General features: G+C 70.5%; 19 protein-coding genes. 7 read left to right on the forward strand and 12 right to left on the reverse strand.

Annotated elements, in window-relative coordinates; translation table 11 throughout:
* Both AVTE2539_RS11675 and AVTE2539_RS11680 read left to right on the forward strand, forming a co-directional pair.
* Entirely contained in the window at positions 1–945 is a 945-nt protein-coding gene (locus AVTE2539_RS11675; protein WP_272567408.1) for a transglutaminase-like domain-containing protein, read from the forward strand.
* A 432-nt stretch (positions 946–1,377) separates the two neighbouring features.
* The gene (locus AVTE2539_RS11680; RefSeq protein ID WP_284410815.1) at positions 1,378–2,358 is read left to right on the forward strand and encodes a hypothetical protein; all 981 of its coding nucleotides are present in this window, start codon (positions 1,378–1,380) and stop codon (positions 2,356–2,358) included.
* Between the two features lie 17 nt (positions 2,359–2,375).
* Here AVTE2539_RS11680 and alkB read toward each other — a convergent pair whose 3' ends face one another.
* From alkB to ada, 3 genes are read right to left on the reverse strand one after another with little or no spacing between them, the layout of a single operon-like run.
* Entirely contained in the window at positions 2,376–3,026 is a 651-nt protein-coding gene (gene alkB / locus AVTE2539_RS11685) for a DNA oxidative demethylase AlkB (RefSeq protein WP_284411606.1), read from the reverse strand.
* A 51-nt stretch (positions 3,027–3,077) separates the two neighbouring features.
* Positions 3,078–3,782 carry a 2OG-Fe(II) oxygenase gene (locus AVTE2539_RS11690; protein WP_284410819.1) on the reverse strand — a complete coding sequence of 235 codons (705 nt, stop codon included), beginning with the start codon at positions 3,780–3,782 and terminating at the stop codon, positions 3,078–3,080.
* The gene (gene ada, locus AVTE2539_RS11695) at positions 3,779–4,888 is read right to left on the reverse strand and encodes a bifunctional DNA-binding transcriptional regulator/O6-methylguanine-DNA methyltransferase Ada (protein ID WP_284410821.1); all 1,110 of its coding nucleotides are present in this window, start codon (positions 4,886–4,888) and stop codon (positions 3,779–3,781) included. The genes AVTE2539_RS11690 and ada overlap by 4 nt, the downstream gene beginning before the upstream one ends.
* Positions 4,889–5,064: 176 nt before the next feature.
* Between ada and AVTE2539_RS11700 the strand changes: the two genes are divergently transcribed.
* Entirely contained in the window at positions 5,065–5,745 is a 681-nt protein-coding gene (locus AVTE2539_RS11700; protein WP_284410823.1) for a DsbA family oxidoreductase, read from the forward strand.
* 101 nt (positions 5,746–5,846) lie between these two features.
* Here AVTE2539_RS11700 and AVTE2539_RS11705 read toward each other — a convergent pair whose 3' ends face one another.
* From AVTE2539_RS11705 to AVTE2539_RS11715, 3 genes are all read right to left on the reverse strand, one after another.
* On the reverse strand, positions 5,847–6,350 hold the full coding sequence (locus AVTE2539_RS11705) for a CreA family protein (RefSeq protein WP_272567418.1): 504 nt from the start codon (positions 6,348–6,350) through the stop codon (positions 5,847–5,849).
* A complete protein-coding gene (gene cphA, locus AVTE2539_RS11710) occupies positions 6,347–8,920 on the reverse strand; it encodes a cyanophycin synthetase (RefSeq protein WP_284396383.1) in 2,574 nt (857 codons plus the stop codon). Before cphA ends, AVTE2539_RS11705 begins: the two co-directional genes overlap by 4 nt.
* 72 nt (positions 8,921–8,992) lie before the next feature.
* Positions 8,993–11,197 carry a cyanophycin synthetase gene (locus AVTE2539_RS11715; RefSeq protein ID WP_284410825.1) on the reverse strand — a complete coding sequence of 735 codons (2,205 nt, stop codon included), beginning with the start codon at positions 11,195–11,197 and terminating at the stop codon, positions 8,993–8,995.
* Positions 11,198–11,419: 222 nt separating this feature from the next.
* On the opposite strand from AVTE2539_RS11715, the gene AVTE2539_RS11720 reads away from it, so the two are divergent.
* From AVTE2539_RS11720 to AVTE2539_RS11730, 3 genes are all read left to right on the forward strand, one after another.
* The gene (locus tag AVTE2539_RS11720; RefSeq protein ID WP_284410828.1) at positions 11,420–13,738 is read left to right on the forward strand and encodes a cyanophycin metabolism-associated ABC transporter; all 2,319 of its coding nucleotides are present in this window, start codon (positions 11,420–11,422) and stop codon (positions 13,736–13,738) included.
* A gap of 23 nt (positions 13,739–13,761) precedes the next feature.
* The gene (locus tag AVTE2539_RS11725) at positions 13,762–14,301 is read left to right on the forward strand and encodes a cyanophycin metabolism-associated DUF1854 family protein (RefSeq protein ID WP_284410830.1); all 540 of its coding nucleotides are present in this window, start codon (positions 13,762–13,764) and stop codon (positions 14,299–14,301) included.
* A gap of 213 nt (positions 14,302–14,514) precedes the next feature.
* Positions 14,515–14,946, forward strand: coding sequence for a hypothetical protein (locus AVTE2539_RS11730; protein WP_284396393.1), 432 nt, complete (start codon positions 14,515–14,517; stop codon positions 14,944–14,946).
* Between the two features lie 108 nt (positions 14,947–15,054).
* Here the strand turns inward: AVTE2539_RS11730 and AVTE2539_RS11735 are convergent, their stop codons facing one another.
* From AVTE2539_RS11735 to AVTE2539_RS11750, 4 genes are all read right to left on the reverse strand, one after another.
* Positions 15,055–15,501 carry an EF-hand domain-containing protein gene (locus AVTE2539_RS11735; protein ID WP_284410833.1) on the reverse strand — a complete coding sequence of 149 codons (447 nt, stop codon included), beginning with the start codon at positions 15,499–15,501 and terminating at the stop codon, positions 15,055–15,057.
* A gap of 120 nt (positions 15,502–15,621) precedes the next feature.
* Positions 15,622–16,527, reverse strand: coding sequence for a 5'-nucleotidase (locus AVTE2539_RS11740; protein WP_272551189.1), 906 nt, complete (start codon positions 16,525–16,527; stop codon positions 15,622–15,624).
* Between the two features lie 37 nt (positions 16,528–16,564).
* Positions 16,565–17,800, reverse strand: coding sequence for a type II secretion system inner membrane protein GspF (gspF, locus tag AVTE2539_RS11745; RefSeq protein ID WP_284410835.1), 1,236 nt, complete (start codon positions 17,798–17,800; stop codon positions 16,565–16,567).
* A gap of 154 nt (positions 17,801–17,954) precedes the next feature.
* Positions 17,955–18,974 (reverse strand): LLM class flavin-dependent oxidoreductase, encoded by a 1,020-nt coding sequence (locus tag AVTE2539_RS11750; RefSeq protein WP_284410837.1) that lies wholly within the window; start codon positions 18,972–18,974, stop codon positions 17,955–17,957.
* A 214-nt stretch (positions 18,975–19,188) separates the two neighbouring features.
* Here AVTE2539_RS11750 and AVTE2539_RS11755 point away from each other — a divergent pair, with 214 nt between their 5' ends.
* Complete coding sequence (locus AVTE2539_RS11755; protein ID WP_284410839.1) at positions 19,189–19,674, forward strand: CZB domain-containing protein; 486 nt, start codon at positions 19,189–19,191, stop codon at positions 19,672–19,674.
* 174 nt (positions 19,675–19,848) lie between these two features.
* Here the strand turns inward: AVTE2539_RS11755 and AVTE2539_RS11760 are convergent, their stop codons facing one another.
* Positions 19,849–21,210: a GspE/PulE family protein gene (locus AVTE2539_RS11760; RefSeq protein WP_284410842.1), complete on the reverse strand. Its 1,362-nt coding sequence runs from the start codon at positions 21,208–21,210 to the stop codon at positions 19,849–19,851.
* Positions 21,211–21,217: 7 nt separating this feature from the next.
* On the reverse strand, positions 21,218–23,614 hold the full coding sequence (gene gspD / locus AVTE2539_RS11765) for a type II secretion system secretin GspD (RefSeq protein ID WP_284410844.1): 2,397 nt from the start codon (positions 23,612–23,614) through the stop codon (positions 21,218–21,220).
* Position 23,615: the final 1 nt, after the last annotated feature.

A 23,615-nucleotide genomic window follows, 5' to 3' on the forward strand; every position in this document is an offset into this window, starting at 1 on the left:
ATGATCCGAATGAAACTCCAGTTGGAGTTGGAGTACGCGGTAGGCGATCCCGGCGCTGACTTCGTCTTCAACATCCATGCAGCGCAGACGCATTGCCAGACCGTTCAGGACGAGAACCTGGTCATCAGCCAGGACATTCCGACGCACTTGCACACCGATCCCGCCACGGGCACCCGCTGCCTGCGGCTGCACGCCGAACCCGGGCCGCTCACGCTGGCCTACACCGCGACGGTGGACCTGAACCACCACACCGCCGATCCCGCGCTCATTCCCGAGGTCGGCGTTCGCCACCTGCCCGACGATGTCGTGGGCTACATCTTTCCCAGCCGCTACTGCCAGTCGGACCGGCTGGCCACGCTGGCCTTTCGCGAATTCGGGCACCTGTGGCAGGGCTACAGCCGCGTGCAGGCCATTTGCGACTGGGTGCGCAACCACGTGGCCTTCCGCTCCAACACCTCCAACTCGACCACCTCGGCCGTGGACACGTTCGTCGAACGCGTCGGCGTCTGCCGCGATTTCGCCCACCTGATGATCGCGCTGTGCCGGGCGGTGAACATTCCCGCGCGCATCGCCACCGGCACCGACTACGGCGCCGACCCGGCGCTGGGCCCGCCGGACTTTCACGCCTACGTCGAGGCCTATCTCGGCGACCGCTGGTACCTGTTCGATCCGTCGGGCACGGCCATTCCCATGGGCATGCTGCGCCTGGCCACCGGCCGGGATGCCGCGGACGTGGCCTTTGCCACCATCTTCGGCAGCGTGCAGTCGCAGCCGCCCAAGATCCGCGCCTGGGCCGTGCAGGACCCGTCGCGGGGCTTTCAGTTGCCTCAGCACTCGTCCCTGGCTCTTTCCACCGACGCGCCGCAGAACTCGGGCGCATCGCCCGTGATGTCCGGTGGGCGCAGCGATTCGGCCCCTGGCGGCCGCTCGGTGATGGCCGGCTGAAGCCTTCGGGCCGGGAGCGCAGCGGCGCCCGCCCGGCCCGCGTGCGCGCCGTGCCTGCGGGGCATCGCTCGCCAGCCGCAGGCATGCGGCACCCCATGGTGACCATGAAAGTGGCACGACGCCCTAGTACCGATTGTCCTGTTTGCTATATATTTTGTAGCAATCATGCATCTCGGCGTTGATGCGCTGACGGCCTCCCCGTGTCCGGCGCACAGGCCCGGAGCTGCTTCGCCAGGCGGCATGCCACTTCGGGTGAATCCCCCCTTTCCGTTCCCCGCGAGGTTGGAATGCAGCCTCACGGAGAGGTGGTCCGGCCCCTGCTGCACAGGGCCCGGGAACAGGCACAGGGCGCACAGGGGCGGGATACCGGCCTCGGTCGGCGTGCGCGTGCGAAACCTTTCTTTCGCCACCCTGCCACGCCGAGCGCCTGCCATGCCATCTGCCGCCCTTTCTCCCTCGCTCCCTTCCCGCCGCGTGGCGGTGGACGGTGGTTCGCACGAAGGGGCTGCGTCCGGCAGCCCCCGGCCCGATCCACACACCCGTGCCCCCGGTTCTCCCCGCGAGTCGGCGCAGCGGCAGGAGCCCACCGCGATCCTGCCGCGCGCGCCCCTCCCGCCCGGTGACGCCGCCGCCGCGGGCATGGCGAGCTTGCCGCCCCGTTCCTCGCGCCAGGCGTCGTCCCCAGCGCCGCGCTCCGGACCCGCCTGGGGGGCACTGGCCTCGCGTGGCATGCAGCTGCTTCAGCCCCATCCCGCCTTGGTGCGGATCGGTGCGCGGTACCTGGCGCCTCCCGCCCTGTGGCTGGGCGAGCAGATGAGAACGCATTCCGAATGGACCCTGTTGGCTGTGCACACGCTGCAGGACCCAGCCTCTGCCACCGCATTGGCGCAGCGCGTGGCGGTGGCGGCCGGGCTGTTCGCCACCGGCACCGCCGCGCTGTCGCGGCAACTGCAGGAACGCGACGACCCGCAGGCCGTGGCCCGCATCGCGCAAGCGCTGGTGGACCTGGATGCCGCACGGCTGGCGGGCGAGCTGCTGGGCGAGGCGATCCAGGGCCTGCTCCAGCGCCTGCCCGACCGCGACGTGGCAGGGCTTCAACTGTTCGTGGGGATCGGCGCGGTGATGGCCCACTGGCACCTGAAGCATCGCGCCCCGGCGCCTGCGATAGTTTCACCCCCGGAGGTGCCGGACACCACCGCGACCCCGGGCACCGCCACGGCGCGTGTTGAGCCTCCCCGCCCGCGAAGCGCAGGGCTGGACCGCGTGGTCCTGGCCAACGCGGTGGTGGCCCTCCACCATGCGGGGCAGGGCATGCTGGGCGAGGGGTATGCCCGTGGCGTGGCCGAATCGCTGTCCGAGGGCGTGCGGGAGTCCGTGGGCCAGTGGCTGGCGCGGGCACGGGAGCGGCGGTAGCACCACGCGCCCGCCGATCACCTCGCCCGGCGGAAGGTCAGGTTCACGCGGACCGCTCCCCACTCCGCGTGGTGGCCTTGCGGCACCGGCAGCACGCCGTGAAAGCGCAGGCGGTCCTCCCCGCCCCACACCACCACGTCGGAATGGCGCAGCGGCACGCGCAGGGCGCGGTCGCCGCGTGCCAGGCCGCCCCAGAGGAACGTGGCCGGGAGTCCGAGCGAGACCGAGACGATGGGCGCCTGCAGGTCGCGTTCGTCGCGGTCCTGGTGCAGCGACAGGCGCGTGCCCGGGGCATAGCGATTGACCAGGCAGGCGTCCGGGACGAAATCCGCAAAGCCGGCCGCTGCCGCCGCCTCGCCCGCCAGCGTGGACAGCACGGCAGGCAGGGCGGGCCACGGCCGGCCGCTGTCCGGGTCCACGGCGGCGTAGCGGTAGCCGCGCGCATCGCTCACCCAGCCCAGGGCGCCGCAGTTCGTGGTGGCCACCGACATGCGGCGCCCGCCCGGCGTGGCCATGTGGCGCCACGGCGCCTGCCGCGCGATGGCGGCCACCTGCGCGTGCAACGCCGCAGCCACGGGGCGGGCGAAGCCGCGCAGCAGCACTGCGCCGGGCCCGAGGACGAGCCGGCCGCCCGGCGCTTCATCGGTGTCGAACAGGTCGTCGGTCATGGAACGAGCGGACAAGGGCCGAGGCCAGGGCCACCACCGGGGGCCTTGCCGTCAGGCCGCGTCATGAAAAATGAGGCCCATGGTATGCCGCTGTCCCGAGCGCACCCGCGACACGCCGTGCCGCATCTGCACGCGGTAGGGCCCGCGCGTGCCCTGCACTGGCCGGTGGTGCACCGCGAACACCACCGCATCGCCCTGGCGCAGCGGCACCACCTCGGGCCGCGACTGCATGCGCGGGCGCTGCTCGGTCAGCACGAACTCCCCACCCGTGAAATCGGCCCCCGGCGCAGAGAGCAGCACGGCCACCTGCAGCGGAAACACGTGCGCGCCATACAGGTCCTGGTGCAGGCAGTTGTAGTCACCCGGGCCGTACTGCAGCAGCAGCGGGGTGGGGCGCGTCTGGCCGGCCGCCTGGCACCGCGCGATGAACGCCGCGTGGTCCGGCGGAAAGCGGTCTTCCAGGCCCAGGGCCGCCTGCCACCGGTTGGCCACCGGCACGAGGTGCGGATAGAGCCCGGTGCGCAGCGCCGCGATGGCCTCGGGCAGCGGGTACTGGAAGTACTGGTATTCGCCGCGCCCGAAGCCGTGTCGCTCCATCACCACGCGGCTGCGAAAGCGCGCAGGCTGCGCGTAGAGGCCGGCGAGGGCGCGGCAGTCGGCCGCGGGCAGCAGGGCGTCGATCACGGCGCAGCCCTGGCCGTCCAGCGCCTGGGCCACGGCGTCCCAGTCGATGGCGCCCAGGTCGCGCGCGCTCACGCCTGGGCCTCCTTGTCCAGCAGCGCCCGCTTGCGCTCCACGCCCCAGCGGTAGCCGGAGAGCGCGCCGTCGGTGCGCACCACGCGATGGCACGGAATGGCCACGGCCAGGGCATTGGCCCCGCAGGCCTGGGCCACGGCCCGCACCGCGCGCGGTGCGCCGATGCGCTCGGCGATCTGCGCGTAGCTGGCGGTCTCGCCGGGGGCGATGGTCTGCAGCGCGGTCCACACCCGCTGCTGGAACACCGTGCCCTGCACGTCCAGCGGAAGGGCCAGCCCGCGCCGGGGCGCATCGACGAAGCCGATCACCTGCGCCATCCACTGCTCGAACGCGGCATCGGCCCCGAGCAGTTCCGCGCGCGGAAAGCGGTCCTGCAGATCGCGCACCAGCGCGTCGGGGTCGTCGCCCAGCAGCAGGGCGCACAGGCCCCGCTCGCTGGCCGCCGCCAGCACCGCGCCCAGGCTGCACTGGCCCACCGCGAAGCGGATGCGCACCTGCGCGCCCCCGGTGCGGTAGCGGCTGGGCGCCATGCCGAGCACGCGGCCGGCCTCTTCGTAGAAGCGCCCCTGCGAGCCGTAGCCCGCGGCATAGAGGGCCTCGGTCACCGTGCCGGCGTGGGGCAGGCCGTCGCGCAGCTTTCCCGCGCGGTGCGCCGCGGCGTAGGCGCGCGGCGTGAGGCCGGTGGCCGCCTTGAACACGCGGTGCAGGTGGTGCGGGCTGAGCCCGGCGGCTTGCGCCAGCGCGTCCAGCGAGGGCGGAGGCTCGCTGGCTTCGATCAGGCGGCACAGCCGCGCCACCGTGTCGGCATGCGGATCGAAGCCGGCGGGCCGGTCCGGATGGCAGCGCCGGCAGGGCCGGAAGCCGGCGCGCGCCGCCGCCTCGGCCGTGGCATGGAAGTCCACGTTCTCCGGCCGGGCGGGCCGGGCGGCGCACGAGGGCCGGCAGTACACGCCGGTGGTGCGGACCGAATAGACGAAGCGGCCGTCGGCCTGGGCGTCCCGCGCCGCGACGGCCGCCCACCGGGGATCGGCCAGCGTGGCGGCGGCGCGCTGCGCCGCCGGGGAAATGGTGCGGGGGGTGGGGCAGGAGTGGGGGCGGGAAGCCATGGCGTCGATTCCTCGTTCAATGGTAAGGGCCTGGCCTTGAATCTACGCACGGCGCGGCGGGCCCGCACCCCGGTTCTTGCGATCGCATTCGCAAGCCGCCGGACAGTGCCCACAGGCGTGCACGGTCATGGGAGGCGGCCTAGCATCACGCGTTCGCCCTTTGCAATGGAGTTGCCATGACCACCCCCCCGGCCCCTGCCACCCCCGTCCCCCTCAAGATCGATTTCGTCTCCGACGTGTCCTGCCCCTGGTGCGCCATCGGGCTGCACGCGCTGGAGCAGGCCCTGGACCGGCTGGACGGCACGGTGGCGGCGCAGCTGCACTTCCAGCCGTTCGAGCTCAACCCCCAGATGGCGCCGGAAGGCCAGGACATCGCCGAGCACCTGGCCGAAAAATACGGTGCCACGCCCGAGCAGTCGCAGCGCAACCGCGAAGCCATCGCCGAACGCGGCGCCGCGCTGGGCTTCACGTTCGACATGGGGCAGCGCAGCCGCATCTACAACACGTTCGACGCGCACCGCCTGCTGCACTGGGCGGGCGAGGCGGGCGGCGAGGCTGCGCAGACGGCCCTGAAGCACGCACTGTTCAAGGCCTACTTCACCGATGGGCAGAGCCCGGGCGACCATGGCGTGCTGGTGCGCGCGGCGGCCGGCGCCGGCCTGGATGCGGACCGGGCGCAGGCCGTGCTGGCCTCGGGCGAATACGCCGACGCGGTGCGCGAACGCGAGGCGTTCTACCAGCAGCACGGCATCCATTCGGTGCCGGCGGTCATCGTCAACGACCGCCACCTCATCCAGGGCGGCCAGCCGCCCGAGGTGTTCGAGCAGGCGCTGCGCCAGATCGCCGCCGGCCAATGATCCGGATCAGCTGTTTGCTATATAAATAATAGCAATAGAGGCAATGAGTACTAGGGCATGGAGGCGATTCGGCCACGAATCGCTTGCCCGTGCCCCGTTGGTCACTTCTTTAGCGGAATCGGCGTGGCGCGGTCCACCGGCACGGCGGTCACCGCGTTCTGCGGCGAGCCTTCGATGAGCCGGTCGGAGTACGTCAGGTACACCAGCGTGTTGCGGGCCGGGTCCACCATCCGCACGATGCGCAGGCGCTTGAACAAAATGGAGATGCGTTCGCTGAACACCTCGTCCTGCTGCTTGAGCGGCGGCTTGGGGAACGCGATGGGCCCGGTCTGCCGGCAGGCGATGGAGGCCTCGGCCTTGTCCTCGGCCAGCCCGAGCGAGCCCTTGATGCCGCCCGTGCGGGCGCGCGACACGTAGCAGGTCACGCCCTGCACGGCCGGGTCGTCGTAGGCCTCCACGATGATGTCGTGGTCGCGGCCCAGGAGCTTGAACGCGGTGTCCACGGTGCCGATGGTCTCGGCCTGGGCGCACAGCGCGGCGGCGGCCAGCCCGAGCGCCAGCGCGGCACGGGGCAGGGCATTGGAGAGGCGGCGGGCGGCGGTCATGCGGCCACCTCCGCGCAACGCTTGGCCAGGTGCGCCAGGGCTTCTTCCACCTGGTCCACCAGCACGAGGCACAGGTCGCCCGGCTGCAGCCGGTCCAGCGCCGAATCAATGGCGATGAACTCGCCGCGGATCTCCTCGATGTGCTTGGTGCGTGAGGCGCCCGCCAGGCCCTCGCGCAGCAGCGCCATCACCTCGCCATCGGCACGGCCGCGCTGGGCCGCGTCCTGGTAGAGGATCACGTCGTCGAACGCCGCGCCCAGGATCACCGTCTGGTCGCGGATGTCCTCGTCGCGCCGGTCGCCCGCGCCGCTGATGACCACGCTGCGGCGGTTGCCCGGCAGCGCATCGACGGCGGCCACCAGGGCGCGCATGGCGTCCGGGTTGTGGCCGTAGTCGGCGATCACCGTGGCACCCTTGAAATCCATCACGTTGAAGCGGCCGGGGGCGTTGTCGCTGTCGTTCACGAAGCCCGAGAGTCCGCGGCGGATGGTCTGCCATGGCAGGCCCGCGCCCCAGGCGGCGGCCACCGATGCCATGACGTTCTCGACCTGGAAGCCGATCTTGCCGTTGCGCGTGATGGGCACGTCGCGCAGGTGGATGGTCTCGCGCCACGAGCCTTCGGCCGCGACGATGGACTCGCCGTCCATGTACACCGACCGGTGGCCCTGCGCGCGGTGCGTGGCCATCACCGGGTGGTGGCGGTCGCTGGCGAAGTAGATCACCTTGCCCGGCGTGGACGAGGCCATGGCCGCGACGATGGGGTCGGCCGCGTTGAGCACGGCGTAGCCGTCCGGCGCCACGTTCTGCACGATCACGCGCTTGAGCACGGCCAGATCGTCCACCGTGGTGATGTAGTTCAGGCCCAGGTGGTCGCCGGCGCCGATGTTGGTCACCACGGCCACCTGGCAGCGGTCGAAGCCCAGGCCCTCGCGCAGGATGCCGCCGCGCGCGGTCTCGAACACGGCGGCATCCACCTCGGGGTGCAGCAGCACGTTGCGCGCGCTCTTGGGGCCGGAGCAGTCGCCGCTGTCGATCTGGCGGCCGTTCACGTACACGCCGTCGGTGTTGGTCATGCCCACGCGCAGGCCTTGCGCGGAGAACAGGTGCGCGATCAGGCGCGCGGTGGTGGTCTTGCCGTTGGTGCCGGTCACGGCCACCACGGGAATGCGCCCGTCCTGCCCGTTGGCGAAGAGCTTGTCCACCATGGCCTGGCCCACGTTGCGGGGCTTGCCGTAGCTGGGCGCCAGGTGCATGCGCAGGCCGGGCGCGGCGTTCACCTCGACGAAGCCGCCGCCTTGCACTTCCAGCGGCTGCAGCACGTTTTCGGCCACCATGTCCACGCCGCAGATGTGCAGGCCCACCATCTGGGCCGCGGCGATGGCGCGGGCCGCCACCTCGGGGTGCACGTCGTCCGTCACGTCGGTGGCGGTGCCGCCGGTGGACAGGTTGGCGTTGTTGCGCAGGATCACGCGCTGGCCCTTGGCCGGCACGGCGTCGGGCGTGAGGCCCTGCATGGCCAGCCGCGCCACGGCGATGTCGTCCAGGCGGATCTTGGTGAGCGAGGTGGCATGGCCCTCGCCGCGGCGCGGATCGAGGTTGACCAGGTGCACCAGCTCGCGCACGGTGCGCTCGCCGTCGCCCAGCACCTGCGGCGGTTCGCGGCGCGCGGCGGCCACCAGCTGGTCGCCCACCACCAGCAGCCGGAAATCATGGCCCGGCAGGAAGCGCTCGACCATCACCGTGCCGTATTCGGCGGCGGTGCGGAAGGCCTCGTCGAGCTGCGAGCGCTCGGTGATGTTCACCGTCACGCCCTTGCCCTGGTTGCCGTCCTGGGGCTTGACCACCACGGGCAGGCCGACTTGCTGCGCGGCCTTCCAGGCATCGTCCACCGACTCGACCGGGCGGCCCAGCGGCACCGGCACGCCGGCGGCGTGTAGCAGGCGCTTGGTGAGGTCCTTGTCCTGCGCGATGGATTCGGCCACGGCGCTGGTCGAATCGACCTCGGCGGCCTGGATGCGGCGCTGCTTGGAGCCCCAGCCGAACTGCACCAGGCTGCCCGACGTGAGCCGGCGCCACGGAATGCCGCGTGCCGCGGCGGCCTCGACGATGGAGCCGGTGCTGGGGCCCAGCCGTTCGTCCTCGTCCAGTTCGCGCAGGCGGGCCACGGCGGCCTCGGCGTCGAAGTGGCCGCCTTGCAGCGCGGCCTGGATCAGCGCCTGGGCATCCTCGAAGGCCTGCCTGCCCACGGCCTCTTCGCTGTACTCGACGACGACCTGGTACACGCCGCGGTCCACGGTGGCCGAGATGCGGCTGAAGCTCACGGGGCAGCCGGCCTGCGCCTGCAGCGCCAGGGCCGCGCCGCCCAGGACATGGGCCAGGGAGACATCGGCATCGCTGCCCTCGGGGTGCAGCACGCCCACGGCGGGAAACAGCGCGCGCAGCCGGGATTCGAAGCCATCGATCTGGCGCATGGCGAGTTCGGATTCGGCACAGGTCACCACGGCCTCGATGGCGGTGTGGCGGCTCCAGAGGTTGGGGCCGCGCAGGGCCCGGGTGCGGGATACGTCCATGGAAAAGCGTCTCTTTCTTGGGGTTGCCGGCGTGGGGTGCCGGCTCGAGTCCATGCGGTCGTTGAAAGGGGTCTAGCGGGCCGGGGCGGCGCAGGGAAGCTCGGGCTCGAACGTCTTGATGCCCGCGCCGATCAGGTCCGGCGCGATGTCCAGCGCCCAGGCCGTCGCCACGATGGCCAGCAGGGTGTCGGGCTCGGTCTGCACGGCGTTGCGGCCGAACGTCAGGTCGGCCAGCGCGCCGAGCACATGCTCGGCCGAGCCGGTGGCCAGCACCACCCGGCCTGCCTTCACGAAGACGGCGCGGCCGTTGTCCTGCGCGCGGTGCTCCGCGATCGCGGGCAGCGTGCCGTCCTGGGCGTACAGCACCACGGCGCCGTCCGACAGCGGGGCCAGCTCCAGCACCTGGGGCTCGGCGGCGTTCAGCACGGCGGCGCCGCCGGGCAGCACCACGTCGATCTGCGTGCGCAGCACCTTGAACATCTGGTCCTGTTCGAACACGTCGAACTCGGCCAGCGTGTCCTTGCCGTCCATGTCGGTCACCACGCCCACCTGGCAGCGGTCGTAGGCCAGGCCGTCGCGCAGGATGGTGCGGGCGTCGTTCTCGATCACGGCGGCCTGCACCATCTGGTTCATCAGCAGGCGGTGCGCGGCTTCCCAGTGGGCGCTGTCGGCGGTGTCCACGCAGCGGCGGTCCAGGAACAGGCCCTCGCGGCAGGCCAGGCCCGTGTGGCGCCCGCCCAGGTGCATGAGCCAGCCCACCACGCGGGCGATGGTGCTGGTGCCGCGCGTGCCGGCCACGCCGACCAGCGGAATGCGGCCGATCGTGCCGTCGGCGTTTTCTTCGGCCGGGAACAGGTGCTCGGCAATCGCCTGGCCCACGGGGCGCGGCGCGCCGATGGCGGGCTTCAGGTGCATGAGCAGGCCGGGACCGGCGTTCACTTCGACGATCGCGCCGCTCTGCTCCTGCAGCGGGCGGCCGATGTCGCGCGCCACGAGGTCGATGCCGGCGATGTCCAGGCCCACGACCTTGGCCGCCAGCGCGGCAATGTAGGCCACCTCAGGGTGCACTTCGTCGGTGCAGTCCACGGCCACGTTGCCGTTGCGCTGCACCACGACTTCGCGGCCGGCCTCGGGCACGGCCGTGGCGCTGAGGTCCTGGCGCTTGAGTTCGAGCTGCACGGCCACGTTGGTGTCCACCTGGATCAGCTCGAGCGGGTATTCCTCTTCGTAGCCGCGGCGCGGGTCGGAGTTGAGCTGCGTGTCGATCAGCTCCTGCACGGTGGATCGGCCGTTGCCGGTGATGCTCACCACCTCGCCGCGCGCGGCGGCCACTACCTTGCCGCCCACTACGAGCACCCGGTGCTCGTCGCCGGGGATGAAGCGCTCGACCATCACGTCGCTGCCCTCGGGATAGGCCACGTGGTAGGCCGCCTCGATGTCGGCCTGCTTGCGCAGGTCCAGCGTCACGCCACGGCCATGGTTGCCGTCCGAGGGCTTGACGACCACCGGCAGGCCGATGTCCTGCGCGGCATCCCAGGCCTCTTCGGGGCTGTTGACGACCTGGCCCTCGGGCACGGGCACGCCGCACGATTTGAGCAGGCTCTTGGTCAGGTCCTTGTCGCTGGCGATGCCTTCGGCGATGGCGCTGGTGAACTCGCTCTCGGCCGTCCAGATGCGGCGCTGCGAGGCACCGTAGCCCAGTTGCACCAGGTTGCCGTCGTTCAGCCGGATGTGAGGAATGCCGCGGTCGGTCGCGGCGGTGACGATGCACGCGGTGCTGGGGCCGAGGTACTGGTCGTCCACCTCGGTGCGCACGCGCGCCACGGCGGCCTGCACATCGAACGGGGTGTCGTTGATGGCCGCCATGATGAGCTGGTGGCCCTGCTCGAGCGCCACGCGCGCCACGCGCTCGTCGCGCGCCCGGAACACCATGCGGTACACGCCGCGCTGCGAGGTGCTGCGCGTCTGCCCGAAGCCCGTGGGCATGCCCGACAGGTTGAGCAGCTCGATCACGATGTGCTCCAGCACGTGGCCGCACCAGGTGCCGCCCTCCAGCCGCTGCAGGAAGCCGCCGCGCTCGCCCACGCCGCAGTGGTGCTCGATGAGCGCCGGCAGCCAGGTGGTCAGGCGCTCGTTGAATCCCGGCAGGGCGTTGGACGGGTGGTCTTCGAGCGCGCCGAGATCCAGCCAGACTTCGAGCACTGGACGGTAAGTCCAGATGTTGGGACCGCGCAGGTAGTTGATGCGCAGCAGTTGGATGTCATTGAATGTCGCCATGGAGTGCAGCGTAAAGGAAACTGCGGCCCGAAGCGGACCGATTTGCGGAAGGAGTGTCGGTCAATTGTGCGCCCACTCGGGGGTGGCCTAGAGGATGTCAGCGTGGCCAGTGGGGAAGGCGTTACATGCAGATGCGAAACCGGCTTGTGGAGCATCGGGGAGAATGGGTGCCAGAGCACGGGCTGGCTTCTCGGGCCGTCCAGGGCGGAAAAACCAACCAAAATGCAACATCAACATCCTGTGGACGCCTCGAGTGTCTTGAATGGCCCCGACGGGGCCGAATGGCGAGCCAAGCTCGCCCCCCACGAAAACGTGCTGGCCGCGCTACAGGTTGACCTGAGCCCGGCCCTGCGCTTCGCGCCCGGCCTGCTGGTGCTGACCTCCCAGCGCCTGCTGTCGCGCACCGATGGCGGTGCCGTGCAGGAGTGGCCGCTGGTCGCCGGCATGGCCTTGCGCCTGTCCGACCACGGTGGCGTGGGCGCCCTGGAACTGCACGACACCGAGCGCCGCCTGGCGCTGTGGCGCTTCACCCTCGGCGCGCATCCGCAGGCCCTGCGCATGCTGCAGAAGTTCGACCAGCGCCTGGCTGCGCTGGGCATGCCGCACGATGCCACGCTCGAGTCCGAGCCCGCGGACGAGGCCCGCTGCGAGGTCTGCCACACCGCGCTGCCGCCCGACACCGAGGAGTGCCCCGCGTGTGCCCGCGCGCCGGCCCCGCAGACCTCCACCTGGGTGCTGCTGCGCCTGTGGCGCTTCGCCCGGCCGTACCGCAAGCAGCTGGCGACGGGCTTCGGGCTCACGCTGGCCTCCACTGCGGCCACCCTGGTGCCGCCGTACCTCACGATTCCCCTGATGGATGACATCCTCATCCCCTACCAGAACGGCCAGCAGATTCCGGTGCACCTCGTGGGGCTGTACCTGGGCGGCCTGCTGCTGTCGGCGCTGCTGGCCTGGGGGCTGGGCTGGGCGCGCACCTACATCCTGGCGCTGGTGTCCGAGCGCATCGGCGCGGACCTGCGCACCACCACCTACGAGCACCTGCTGCGCCTGTCGCTCGACTATTTCGGCGGCAAGCGCACCGGCGACCTGATGGCGCGCATCGGCTCGGAGACGGACCGCATCAACGTCTTCCTGTCACTGCACGCCCTCGACTTCATGACCGACGTGCTCATGATCCTGATGACGGCGGCCATCCTGTTTTCGATCAACCCCTGGCTGGCGCTGGTCACGCTGGTGCCGCTGCCGTTCATCGCCTGGCTGATCCACAACGTGCGCGACCGCCTGCGCACCGGTTTCGAGAAGATCGACCGCGTGTGGTCCGAGGTCACCAACGTGCTGGCCGACACCATCCCCGGCATCCGCGTGGTGAAGGCCTTCGCCCAGGAAAAGCGCGAGGCGCAGCGCTTTCGCGATGCCAACCAGCACAACCTGGAGGTGAACGACCGGCTCAACAAGACCTGGTCGCTGTTCACGCCCACGGTCTCGCTGATGACCGAGATCGGCCTGCTCATCGTCTGGGGCTTCGGCATCTGGCTGGTGGCGCACAACCAGATCACCGTCGGGGTGCTGGCGGCGTTCATCGCCTACATCGGGCGCTTCTACACCCGGCTCGACTCCATGAGCCGCATCGTCTCGGTCACGCAGAAGGCCGCGGCCGGCGCCAAGCGCATCTTCGACATCCTGGACCACGTGAGCAACGTGCCCGATCCGGTGCAGCCGGTGACCATGGAGCGCGTCGAGGGCGCCATCGCGATGCGCAACGTGGGCTTTCGCTATGGCAGCCGCTCGGTCATCAAGGGGCTGAACCTGGATATCCGGCCGGGCGAGATGATCGGCCTGGTGGGCCACAGCGGCTCGGGCAAGAGCACGCTGGTCAACCTGATCAGCCGCTTCTACGACGTGACCGAGGGCTCGATCCAGGTCGACGGCGTGGATGTGCGCCGGCTGCGCGTGGCCGACTACCGCCGGCACATCGGGCTGGTGCTGCAGGAGCCGTTCCTGTTCTTCGGCACCATCGCCGAGAACATCGCCTACGGCAAGCCCGAGGCCACGCGCGCCGAGATCGTGGCGGCCGCGCGCGCCGCCCACGCGCACGAATTCATCCTGCGCCTGCCCCAGGGCTACGACTCGCTGGTGGGCGAGCGCGGCCAGGGCCTGTCGGGTGGGGAGCGCCAGCGCATCAGCATTGCCCGCGCGCTGCTGATCGACCCGCGCATCCTGATCCTGGACGAGGCCACCTCCGCCGTGGACACCGAGACCGAAAAGGAAATCCAGAAGGCGCTCGATAACCTGGTGCAGGGCCGAACCACCATTGCCATCGCCCACCGCCTGTCCACGCTGCGCAAGGCCGACCGCCTGGTGGTCATGGACCGGGGCGAGGTGGTCGAGGTCGGCCCGCACGACGCCCTGATGGAAAAGCAGGGCGCCTACTGGCGCCTCTACGAAGCCCAGGCCCGCCGGGCCGAGGAGGACGCCGAGGCGTCGGGCCTCGTCATCGACAGCGCGTTGCTGCACCCCGCCCATCCCGCGGGCAACTCCTGATCCTTGAAAGAGAGCGCACGCCCATGACTGCTTCGCCTTCTCCTTTGTCCGCAGCCGCGTCCACCGCGGCCGCCGTCCCTGCCACCGCTTCGGCCGTGGCCGGCATCCGCCTGCAGCGCAACGCCCACGGCCGCCTGGTGCTCACCCAGCCCGGCGGCGCCGAGCACGCCGAAGTGGTGCCGGTGCGGGCCTTTCCCATCGCCGCGCCGGCCGAGGGCATCTCCCTGGTCGGGGCGGACGGCCATGAACTGCAGTGGATCGAGCACCTGGACCACCTGCCTGCTGCCGCCCGGGCGCTGGTCGAGGAAGACCTTCATGCGCGCGAATTCGTGCCGATCCTGGAGAGGCTGGTCAGCGTCTCGGGGTTTTCCACCCCCAGCACCTGGGTGGTGGAGACGGACCGCGGCCCCGCGCAGCTGGTGCTCAAGGCCGAAGAGGACATCCGCCGGCTGGGCGGGCGCACCACCTTGCTGATCGCCTCGGCCGACGGCGTGCAGTTCCGCGTGCCCGATGTGACCGCGCTGGACAAACCCTCGCGCCGGCTGCTGGAGCGTTTTCTATAGCACCCCGGCCGCGCCGGTCGTGGGCCGGCGCCGGTGGATGCCGCCCTGCCTTACGACGTGGCGGGGCGCAGGCGTGCCCGGGAGATAGGGGTAAACCCTGGTTTTTGCCTTGATCCGTTAAAAAGGCCTTAATTTCCCTTTCTTTTTGCCGTTATGAAATACGACGAGGGATGAATTCCCCTTGCCGCTCCACTTTCACGAACGGACCCCGCCATGCAAATGCCACCTGTTGACCGATCGCCGAGCTGGCGTCCCCAGGGCGCCGATTTGTATTCCACGGGGGCCTCCGGCGCGGTTCCTGTTCGGCCCATCCATGCGGCCAACCCCGTCGAGTCGATGGACCGGCTGGGCGAGGGCGCCATCGTGCGAGAGCCGGACAAGCCCTCCGACCCGGACACGCGCAACCGCGACTGGACCGAGGTGAAGAAGAAGGACACGGTCGAAGAGAAACAGGAGCCGCCGCCGGAGCCCATCTACAAGCAACTGCTCGAGTTCATCCAGTCGATGTGGCGCGCCAGCGGCAGCGCCGTCGAGATGGCGCAGGAACTCAACAAGACCCCGCTGCAGGAGCGCCTGGCCCAGGAGGCCAAGGACGAGCCCCTCACCTATGCTGACCCCAAGGTCAAGCGAACGGGCGGGCTGTAAGACGATTGCTATTCAATCAATAGCAAGATGCCCTAGTGCTGATTGCGCTGGAGGCCATTTTGACTAAAAAGCCCCTAGTCTGGTGGCCCGTGCGGTAGCGAACGGCGCCTAGGGCTTGGCCGCGCTGGCCGGGGTTTTCGCTTCTTCGGCCCGGGCGCGGTCGCGTTCGGCCCGGTACTTGGCGGCGAACGCCCGCACTTCCTCGTACGACACGAAACCGTCGTGGTTGGTGTCGGCGTCGTCGAACGCGTTGGCCAGGCGCGGGAACAGCGCCACTTCCGAGCGGCTCAGCTTGCCGTCGCCGTTGAAGTCCAGCATCTTGAATTCCTTTTGCGCCTTGATTTCGCCCTTGCTCAGGGGCTCGCTCGCCTTGGTCTGGGGCGCGGCGGCCGGGGGCGTGGCGGCCACGGCACTGAAGGCCAGGCCGATGGCGAGCAGGGAAAACAGCGCGATGGCACGCAGGGCGGCCGCACCGGGCTGCACCGGCGCCGCGGCGGCGCGGGCGGCATGGACACGGGACGGCAGGGGAGCGGCAGGGGTGTTCATTCGGGGCATGGTGTCACAGATGGTGGGGCCAGCGGGTTTTTGCAATCGGGGGCGGCAGGGTTTCACCGGCGGTTGCAAAGGTTTGCGCTTCTTTGCCTTTCGATGGCGGGGTCGCTGCGCCGACGGCCTTCAACCGGGGTTGGAGATGCCGCTGTTCACGTGGCCCGAGGGCACGTGCCGCGCCGCCGAGGTGACGTGGCCGGTCTGGTCGTCGAAGAAGAAATCGGGCTCGAACTCGCGCAGGAACCCGCCCTTGTCCAGCCCGCCGAGGAACATGGCCTCGTCCACGGCGATGTTCCAGTTCATGAGCGTCTGGATGGCGCGCTCGTGCGCCGGTGCGCTGCGGGCGGTGACCAGGGCCGTGCGCAGGCGCATGCCCGACGAACTGCCCGCCGCCTGCTGAAGCCGGTGCAGCGCGGCCAGTAGCGGCTTGAAGGGGCCGTCGGGCAGCGGCTGCGCGGCCTTGTCGGTCTCGTGGCGCTGAAAGGCGGCCAGCCCCTGCGCCTGGTACACGCGCTCGGCCTCGTCGGAGAACAGCACGGCGTCGCCGTCGAAGGCGATGCGCACCTCGTGCGGATTGGCGTGGCTGGCCTGCACCGATTCGGTCAGCACGCGCGCGGCCGGGTAGCCCAGCTGCAGGGCCTGGCGCACGTCGGCCTCGTTGGCGGACAGGAACAGGTGTGCGCCCAGCGGCCGCAGGTAGCGGAACGGGTCGCGCCCCTGCGTGAACACGCCGCGCTCCAGCGGCACGTGCGCGGCGCTGGCCGAACGGAAGATGCGCATGCCGCTCACCGGGTCGTTGCGCGACAGCACCACCACCTCCACGCGCTGGTGGCCGGGCTCGTTGAAGGCCAGCAGCTTCTTGACCAGCGAGAACGCCACGCCGGGGCGCGCGGGCGTGTCCAGCCGGTCGAGCTGCAGCTGCATGTAGGTCTGCGGCTGCAGCGGATCGAACAGGCGGTTTTCCTCCTCGAAATCGAACAGCGCGCGCGAGGAGATGGCGACGACGAGCTTGTCGTCCAGGGTCATGGCCATGGAGGGCTCCGGCGGCGGAGGGAAGGCAGGCCGGTCATTATTTGACGAACTGGTTGAGCTGGATGATGGGCATGAGCACGGCCAGCACGATCAGCATGACGATGAGCCCCATGGCGACGATGAGCAGGGGCTCCAGGATGGTGGCCAGCTGCAGCGCCCGGCGCTGCACCTCGGTGGACAGCTGCGTGGCCGCGCGCTGCAGCATCACGGGCAACTGGCCGGTCTGCTCGCCCAGGCGCGCGAACATGGCGACCAGGCCGGGAAAGCGTTTTTTCTGCGCCATGGCCGACGCCAGCGGTGCGCCCTCGCGCACCAGCACCAGCGCGTCGAGCGCGTCGGCGCGCATGGCGCGGTTGTTCAGCGTCTCGGCGGCGGCCTGCAGCGCCCGCAGGATGGGCACGCCGGCGCCCGCCAGCATGGCCAGCGTGCCGGCAAAGCGCGCCGCGTTGTAGCCGCGCGCGAGCTTGCCCACCAGCGGCAGGGTCAGCCACACGGCATCGAACCTCTCGCGAAAACGCGGCTGCGCCAGGGCATACCTTGCCCCGAATGCTATGAAAATAATAGCGATTAGCGCTGCCCAGCCGTAGTGGCGCACCGCGTCGCTGATGGCGAGCATGGCCACGGTCAGAAAGGGCAGGGCGCGCTTGGTGCCGGCGAACACGGCCGCCACCTGGGGCACGACATAGCCCACCAGGAACAGCACGATGACGATGGCCACCAGGGTGACGATGGCGGGGTAGAGTGCCGCGCCGATCAGCTTGGCCTTGAGCGCCTGCCGGTCCTCCAGGTCGTCCGCCAGGCGCTCCAGCACCAGGCCGAGGTTGCCGCTGTGCTCGCCGGCACCGATCACGGCGCAGTAGATGGCCGAGAACTCGCGCGGGTGGGCGCCCAGGGCGCGGGCGAAGGTGGAGCCGGCGTTCACCTCGGCGCGCAGGGTGGCCACGAGGTGGCGCTGGCGCTCGTCGTCGGCCTCGTCGGCCAGGGCGGTGAGGGCCCGTTCCAGCGGCAGGCCCGAGGCGACGAGCCCGGCGAGCTGGCGGGTCCAGATGGAGAGCGCCGTGGCGCCGAACACCGGCCGCGTGAAGAGCCGCTGGCTGAAGGTGGCCGCGCCCCCGCCGGTGGGGCCCTGGCCCGCCGCGAGCGCCTCCACGGCCATGGGCACGAGCGCCTGGGCGCGCAGCAGGCTGCGGGCGGCCTTGGCGGTATCGGCTTCGATGGTGCCTTTGCGGGTCTGGCCCTGCGCGTCGAGGGCTTCAAAGGAAAAGGCGGGCATGCGGTTCAGTCGGGATCGGCGAGGGGAATGGGCAACGGGGCGGTGCGTGATGGTAGCCGCTGCCGGTGGCAGGCCGGTGTCGCGCGGTGATGGCGGGCCGGCATGCGCCTGCCGGCCCGGCGCCGTCCGTCGCGCGCGGCGCCGGGCCGGCCGCTCACTCCGCCCGGTTGGCGGCGGCCACGACGTCCAGCGACCGCAGGCGCAGCGCCGGGTCGTACACGTCGCTCACCAGCATGAACTCGTCGGCGCGGGTTTCCTCGGCCAGTTCGCGCAGGCCGGCGCGCACCGTGTCCGGCCCGCCAATCACGCCCGCGGACAGGAAGTCGCCGATGGCGGCGCGCTCCTGGGGCGACAGTCGTGCCGCGAAGTCCTCCACCGGCGGCTGCAGCTGCAGGCGGTTGCCCGTCAGGATGCCCAGCACCCGCTGGTAAGTGCTGCTGGCGAGGTATTCGGCCTCGGCGTCGGTCGGGGCGGCGATCACCGGCACGCCGACCACCACGTAGGGGGCGGCCAGGGTGGGCGAGGGGCGGAACAGGCGCCGGTACAGATCGATCGCCTGGTGCAGCATGCGCGGCGCGAAGTGCGAGGCGAAGGCGTAGGGCAGGCCGCGTTCTGCCGCGAGCTGGGCCGAGAACAGGCTGGAGCCCAGCAGCCAGATGGGCACCTCGGTACCGGCACCGGGCATGGCCACGAGGCGCTGGCCGGCCTGCACGGGGCCCAGCAGGCGCTGCAGCTCGGCCACGTCGCGCGGAAAGTCCTGCTCGGTCTCCACGCGGTCGCGGCGCAGGGCGCGCATGGTGGGGCCGTCGGTGCCGGGCGCTCGGCCCAGGCCCAGGTCGATGCGGCCGGGGTACAGCTCGGCCAGCGTGCCGAAGGCCTCGGCCACCACCAGCGGCGCATGGTTGGGCAGCATGATGCCGCCCGAGCCGACGCGGATGCGCTGCGTGGCGCCGGCGATGTGGCCGACCAGCACGGCCGTGGCCGAGCTGGCGATGCCGGGCATGTTGTGGTGTTCGGCCAGCCAGTAGCGCGAAAAGCCCAGCGATTCGGCATGCTGGGCGGTGCGCACGGCGATCTGCAGGGCCTCGGCCACCGTGCCGCCTTCGCGCACGGCCACCAGATCGAGCATGGAAAGAGCGGGGAATCGTTGCGTGGGGCGTTGCGTAGAGGTCATGCGGACGATTGTGGGGCGCCGGCCAAACCTGTGCTCGCCCGCGGCCATCGGTTCGGTGCTAGGCGCGCCGTGCGGGGCGCCGCGAATGCCAAGTTTGGCGATGGCTGAGCCAGCGTCGATAATCCCAGGCTATGACGGCGCCGCCGTCCCTGTCCCCTGCATCGCCGCAGTCCGCGGCGTGGCCGAGCGGGGCACGCACCAGGACCAGGAAGCCATGGGATTTTTCAGCCGTTTGTTCACGCCGCAGGCGGATGGCAAGGCCGTGGAAGACGACTGGACCTCGCTGCCCGACAGCAACGCCAGCGAACTGGTGGTGATGGGCGAGGAGGCCGCCAAGCTGCTGGCCGAGATCGACATCGACGCCGCCATCGCCAGCCACGAGCGCTGGCTGCCTTGGCTGGAGCAGGTGCTGCAGGGCGCGCGCGACGAGCGGCTGCGGCCCGAGGTGATCCAGGACGACGGCTGCTCAGAACTGGGCCAGTGGCTGCAGGGGGACGGGCGCATCGCGCTGGGCCACTTTCCGGCCTTCGACATGATGGCGCGGCGCCACCGCCATTTCCACCAGCAGGCGGCGGATCTGGTGCGGCACGCCGAGGCGGGCGACATGGCGCTGGCGCAGCAGGCGTTCAAGGGCTGCCAGCACGCGTCCAAGCAGGTGGTGCTGCTGCTCAAGGAGCTCAAGCGCGGGCTGGGGCGCTGAAGCGGAGCGGCCGGGCGACAGGCACGGCCGCCTCCGGATTTCGACCTGCCCTGGCCGCCGATCGCGATGGGGGTCGAATAGGCCGTCAGTGCAATCAATACTAGGGCATCGTGCTATTAAAATAATAGCAATCGATGCCTCACGCCGTGGCCGCTCTCTGGCGTGCCTGCCCGCTCAGTCCCGCGTAACGCGCAGCACTTCCTCGGGGCTGGTGATGCCGGCGCGCACCAGGCGCTCGCCGTCGTCGCGCATCAGCGTCATGCCGCCGGCCAGGGCCGTGGCGCGCAGGTCGGCCTCGGAAGACTGGTTGTGGATCTGCGCGCGCAGCGTGTCGTCCACCACCAGCATCTCGAACACGCCCGTGCGGCCGCGGTAGCCGCTGGGGTCGGACGGATCGAGCTTGCGCACCAGGCGCTGGGCCAGCACGCCGAGCAGCGAGCTGGACAGCAGGAAGGGCTCCACGCCCATGTCGGTCAGCCGCGTGACGGCGCTGGCGGCGTCGTTGGTGTGCAGCGTGGCCAGCACCAGGTGGCCGGTGAGGGAGGCCTGGATGGCGATCTGCGCGGTCTCGAAATCGCGGATTTCGCCGATCATGATCACGTCCGGGTCCTGGCGCAGGATGGCGCGCAGGGCCTTGGCGAAGGTGAGGTCGATCTTGGCGTTCACCTGCGTCTGGCCCACGCCCGGCAGCTCGTATTCGATGGGGTCTTCCACCGTCATGATGTTGCTGCTGGCCGCGTCCAGGCGGCCGAGCGCGGCATACAGCGTGGTGGTCTTGCCCGAGCCCGTGGGGCCGGTCACCAGGATGATGCCGTGCGGCTGGTGGATCAGGCTGTCGAAGCGGCGCAGGGTGTTGCCCTGCATGCCCACGGCCTCCAGGCTCAGCTTGCTCTCGCTCTTGTCCAGGAGGCGCAGCACGGCGCGCTCGCCATGGGCGCTGGGCAGGGTGGACACGCGCACGTCGATGGCGCGGGTGCCCAGGCGCAGGCTGATGCGGCCGTCCTGCGGCAGGCGCTTTTCCGAGATGTCCAGGTCGGCCATGATCTTCAGGCGCGAGATCAGCGCGGCGTGCAGCGCGCGGTTGGGCTGCACCACCTCGCGCAGGGTGCCGTCCACGCGAAAGCGCACGCTGGAGTGGCGCTCGTAGGGCTCGATGTGGATGTCGCTCGCGCCGTCGCGCGCGGCCTGCGTGAGCAGCGCGTTCAGCATGCGGATGATGGGCGCATCGCCGGCCGATTCCAGCAGGTCTTCGACCGCCGGCAGCTCCTGCATCATGCGCGAGAGGTCGGCATCGGATTCGACCTCGCTCACCACCGTTGCCGCGCTCGACTCGCCCTGCGAATAGGCCGCGCTGATGCGCTGCGCCAGCGCGTGGGCGTCCAGCGGCATGAGCTCGCGCACGGCGTACTTGCGCAGCACCTCCGACAGGGCGCCGGCATCGGGCGCGGGGCCGTGCCACAGCACGGTAGTCTGGCCGTCGTCCTCGAGCAGCAGCTGGGCGGTGCGCGCGAAGGCGTAGGGAAGCGGGTGGCGCATGGGTCGTTTATTGGGGGCTGAGCTTTTCCGGCGGCGCGGTGTACTCGTCGGCGGGCGCGGACATCGACCGGGGCACGGCGCGCTGCTCGGGCGCCAGCGGGGCGATCGGCGCGGTGCGCATCGGGGTCTGGGGTGCGACGGGCGTGCCGGGCGCGTTGTCGTTGCGCAGGGGCGGCAGCACTGGTGCTTCGGACACGCTGCGCATCACGGTGCTGGGCGCGGGCTGCGTGGTCTGCTGCAGGGCGCGGATGGCTTCGTAGCGGTCGGTCATCACCGCGTCGCTGGTGGCCGCGTCGCGGATCACCAGGGGGCGCAGGAACACCATCAGGTTGGTCTTCTTGCGCGAGCGGTTCTCGTTGCGGAACAGGCCGCCCACCAGGGGCAGGTCACCCATCAGCGGCACCTTGTCCTGGCCCAGCGCGTAGCGGTCTTCCAGCAGGCCGCCCAGCACGATCACGCTGCCGTCGTTCACCAGCACGGTGGATTCGATCGACCGCTTGCTGGTCGTCGGGCCGTTGGCGGCGGTGAGCGTGCCGTCGTTCACTTGCGAGACTTCCTGGTACAGCGTGAGCTTGACCAGGCCGTTTTCGTTGATCTGCGGGCGCACGCGCAGCATCAGGCCCACGTCCTTGCGCTCGACGGTGGTGAACGGGTTGACGGTGCTGCTGCCGGTGCTGTTGGCGTAGGAGCCTGTCACGAACGGCACGTTGTTGCCGATGATGATCTGGGCCTCTTCGTTGTCCAGCGTCATCAGGTTGGGGGTGGAGAGCACGTTCGCATCGCCCGTGTTCTCCAGGAAGTTGGCCAGCGCGCCCAGGTAGTAGTTGCCGTTGATGCGCGGTGCGATGGCGACGTTCAGGCCGGCGCCCAAATTGGCTGCGCTGCTGGCGATCGTCGTCGTATTGCCAGATGCGGCGGCGAGGGCCAGATTGAGAATGTTGGCACCCCCGCCCTGGGTCGAATTCGTGCCCAAAACCCCGACCGTGCCATTGCCGTAGTTGCCCATCACGCCTTGCCACTGGATGCCGAATTCAGCGACCTTATTGGCGGATACCTCGACGATCAGGCTTTCCACCAGCACCTGGGCACGCCGGCCGTCGAGCTGGTCGATGACCGCGCGCAGTTGCCTGAATTGCGGCTCGGGCGCGGAGATGATGAGCGAATTGGTCGTCGGGTCGGCCTGGATCTGCCCACCGGTGGATGGCTGGTTGCTGTTACCGGAGTTGCCCAGGCTGGCGTTGCTGCCCAGCCCCCCGCCGCTGCTACTGCTTCCGCTGCCTCCGAATGTGGAGTTGTTGCCCATGGAACTGCTGCCCCCGGACGGCGACATGCCGCCGCCCAGCCCGGTCGAGCCCAGGCCCATGCCGGTGCCCGCGGAGGTGCTGGAGCTGGCGCCCCCGCTCGACGATCCGCTGCCCGTGGCCGCCGACAGCGCGGCGCGCAGCGTGGCCGCAAGCTTGGTGGCGTCAGCGTTCTTGAGGTACACCACATGGATGTTGCCGCCCGCGGCGCTGCTGCCGGGCGTGGCGGGCTGGTCTAGCTTTTGCACCAGCGACCGCACGAGCGCCAGGCGCGCCGGGTTGGCCGCGCGCAGGATGAGCGAGTTGCTGCGCGGCTCGGCCAGCAGCGTGGTGCGGAACGACGTGTCCGACTGCCCCTGGGCCACGGCCGGAACGGCCCCGGCGGCCGTGCCGCTGCCCTCCAGCAGGCGCGACACCAGCGGCGCCAGTTCGGTGGCCAGCGCGTTCTGCAGCGGGATCACTTCCACGTCGCTGGCGTTGGAGACATCCATGGCCGCCACGATGCGCGCCAGGCGCTGCAGGTTGTCGGCGTAGTCGGTGATCACCAGCGAGTTGTTGCCGGGGTTCACGTTGATCGTGTTGTTGGGGCTGATGAGCGGGCGCAGCACCGGCACCAGGTTGGCCGCGTTCTCGAAGTTGAGCTTGAAGATCTGCGTGACGATCTGCCCGCCGCCGCGCGTGCCGCCGAGGCCGCTTTCCGACACGTTCACGCTGCCGGCCTGCAGCTTGGCATCCGCCTCGGGCACGACCTTGTACAGGCCCGCGGCCTCCACCACCGTGAAGCCCTGCAGCCGCAGCGCGGCCAGAAACTGCTGGAAGGCGGCCGCGGGCGTCACCGCGCGTTCGGTCACCAGGGTGAGCTGGCCCTTCACGCGCGGGTCCACCACCACGTTGCGGCCGGTGATGGTGGCCATGGTGCGTGCCACGGCCTCGATCTCGGCGTTGGCGAAGTTCAGCGTGACCGGCTCGCCGGCGCGCACGCTGCTGGTGCCGGTGCCCACGGCCGTCTGGGCCTGGAGCGTGCCGCCCGCGCAGGCCAGCAGGGCCCCTGCGGCCAAAGCGTGGAGTGCGAACCGCAGGCGTTGCGAAGTCAAGGAAGTCATA

This window comes from Acidovorax sp. SUPP2539 (assembly GCF_030158975.1).
Classification (GTDB): domain Bacteria; phylum Pseudomonadota; class Gammaproteobacteria; order Burkholderiales; family Burkholderiaceae_C; genus Paracidovorax.

Bases quoted from the DNA above. Each gene is read 5' to 3' on its own strand.
- AVTE2539_RS11675 (WP_272567408.1), top strand. From the start codon at position 1: ATGATCCGAATGAAACTCCAGTTGGAGTTGGAGTACGCGGTAGGCGAT.
- AVTE2539_RS11680 (WP_284410815.1), top strand. From the start codon at position 1,378: ATGCCATCTGCCGCCCTTTCTCCCTCGCTCCCTTCCCGCCGCGTGGCG.
- alkB (WP_284411606.1), bottom strand. From the start codon at position 3,026: ATGACCGACGACCTGTTCGACACCGATGAAGCGCCGGGCGGCCGGCTC.
- ada (WP_284410821.1), bottom strand. From the start codon at position 4,888: ATGGCTTCCCGCCCCCACTCCTGCCCCACCCCCCGCACCATTTCCCCG.
- AVTE2539_RS11700 (WP_284410823.1), top strand. From the start codon at position 5,065: ATGACCACCCCCCCGGCCCCTGCCACCCCCGTCCCCCTCAAGATCGAT.
- AVTE2539_RS11705 (WP_272567418.1), bottom strand. From the start codon at position 6,350: ATGACCGCCGCCCGCCGCCTCTCCAATGCCCTGCCCCGTGCCGCGCTG.
- cphA (WP_284396383.1), bottom strand. From the start codon at position 8,920: ATGGACGTATCCCGCACCCGGGCCCTGCGCGGCCCCAACCTCTGGAGC.
- AVTE2539_RS11715 (WP_284410825.1), bottom strand. From the start codon at position 11,197: ATGGCGACATTCAATGACATCCAACTGCTGCGCATCAACTACCTGCGC.
- AVTE2539_RS11720 (WP_284410828.1), top strand. From the start codon at position 11,420: ATGCAACATCAACATCCTGTGGACGCCTCGAGTGTCTTGAATGGCCCC.
- AVTE2539_RS11725 (WP_284410830.1), top strand. From the start codon at position 13,762: ATGACTGCTTCGCCTTCTCCTTTGTCCGCAGCCGCGTCCACCGCGGCC.
- AVTE2539_RS11730 (WP_284396393.1), top strand. From the start codon at position 14,515: ATGCAAATGCCACCTGTTGACCGATCGCCGAGCTGGCGTCCCCAGGGC.
- AVTE2539_RS11735 (WP_284410833.1), bottom strand. From the start codon at position 15,501: ATGCCCCGAATGAACACCCCTGCCGCTCCCCTGCCGTCCCGTGTCCAT.
- AVTE2539_RS11740 (WP_272551189.1), bottom strand. From the start codon at position 16,527: ATGGCCATGACCCTGGACGACAAGCTCGTCGTCGCCATCTCCTCGCGC.
- gspF (WP_284410835.1), bottom strand. From the start codon at position 17,800: ATGCCCGCCTTTTCCTTTGAAGCCCTCGACGCGCAGGGCCAGACCCGC.
- AVTE2539_RS11750 (WP_284410837.1), bottom strand. From the start codon at position 18,974: ATGACCTCTACGCAACGCCCCACGCAACGATTCCCCGCTCTTTCCATG.
- AVTE2539_RS11755 (WP_284410839.1), top strand. From the start codon at position 19,189: ATGGGATTTTTCAGCCGTTTGTTCACGCCGCAGGCGGATGGCAAGGCC.
- AVTE2539_RS11760 (WP_284410842.1), bottom strand. From the start codon at position 21,210: ATGCGCCACCCGCTTCCCTACGCCTTCGCGCGCACCGCCCAGCTGCTG.
- gspD (WP_284410844.1), bottom strand. From the start codon at position 23,614: ATGACTTCCTTGACTTCGCAACGCCTGCGGTTCGCACTCCACGCTTTG.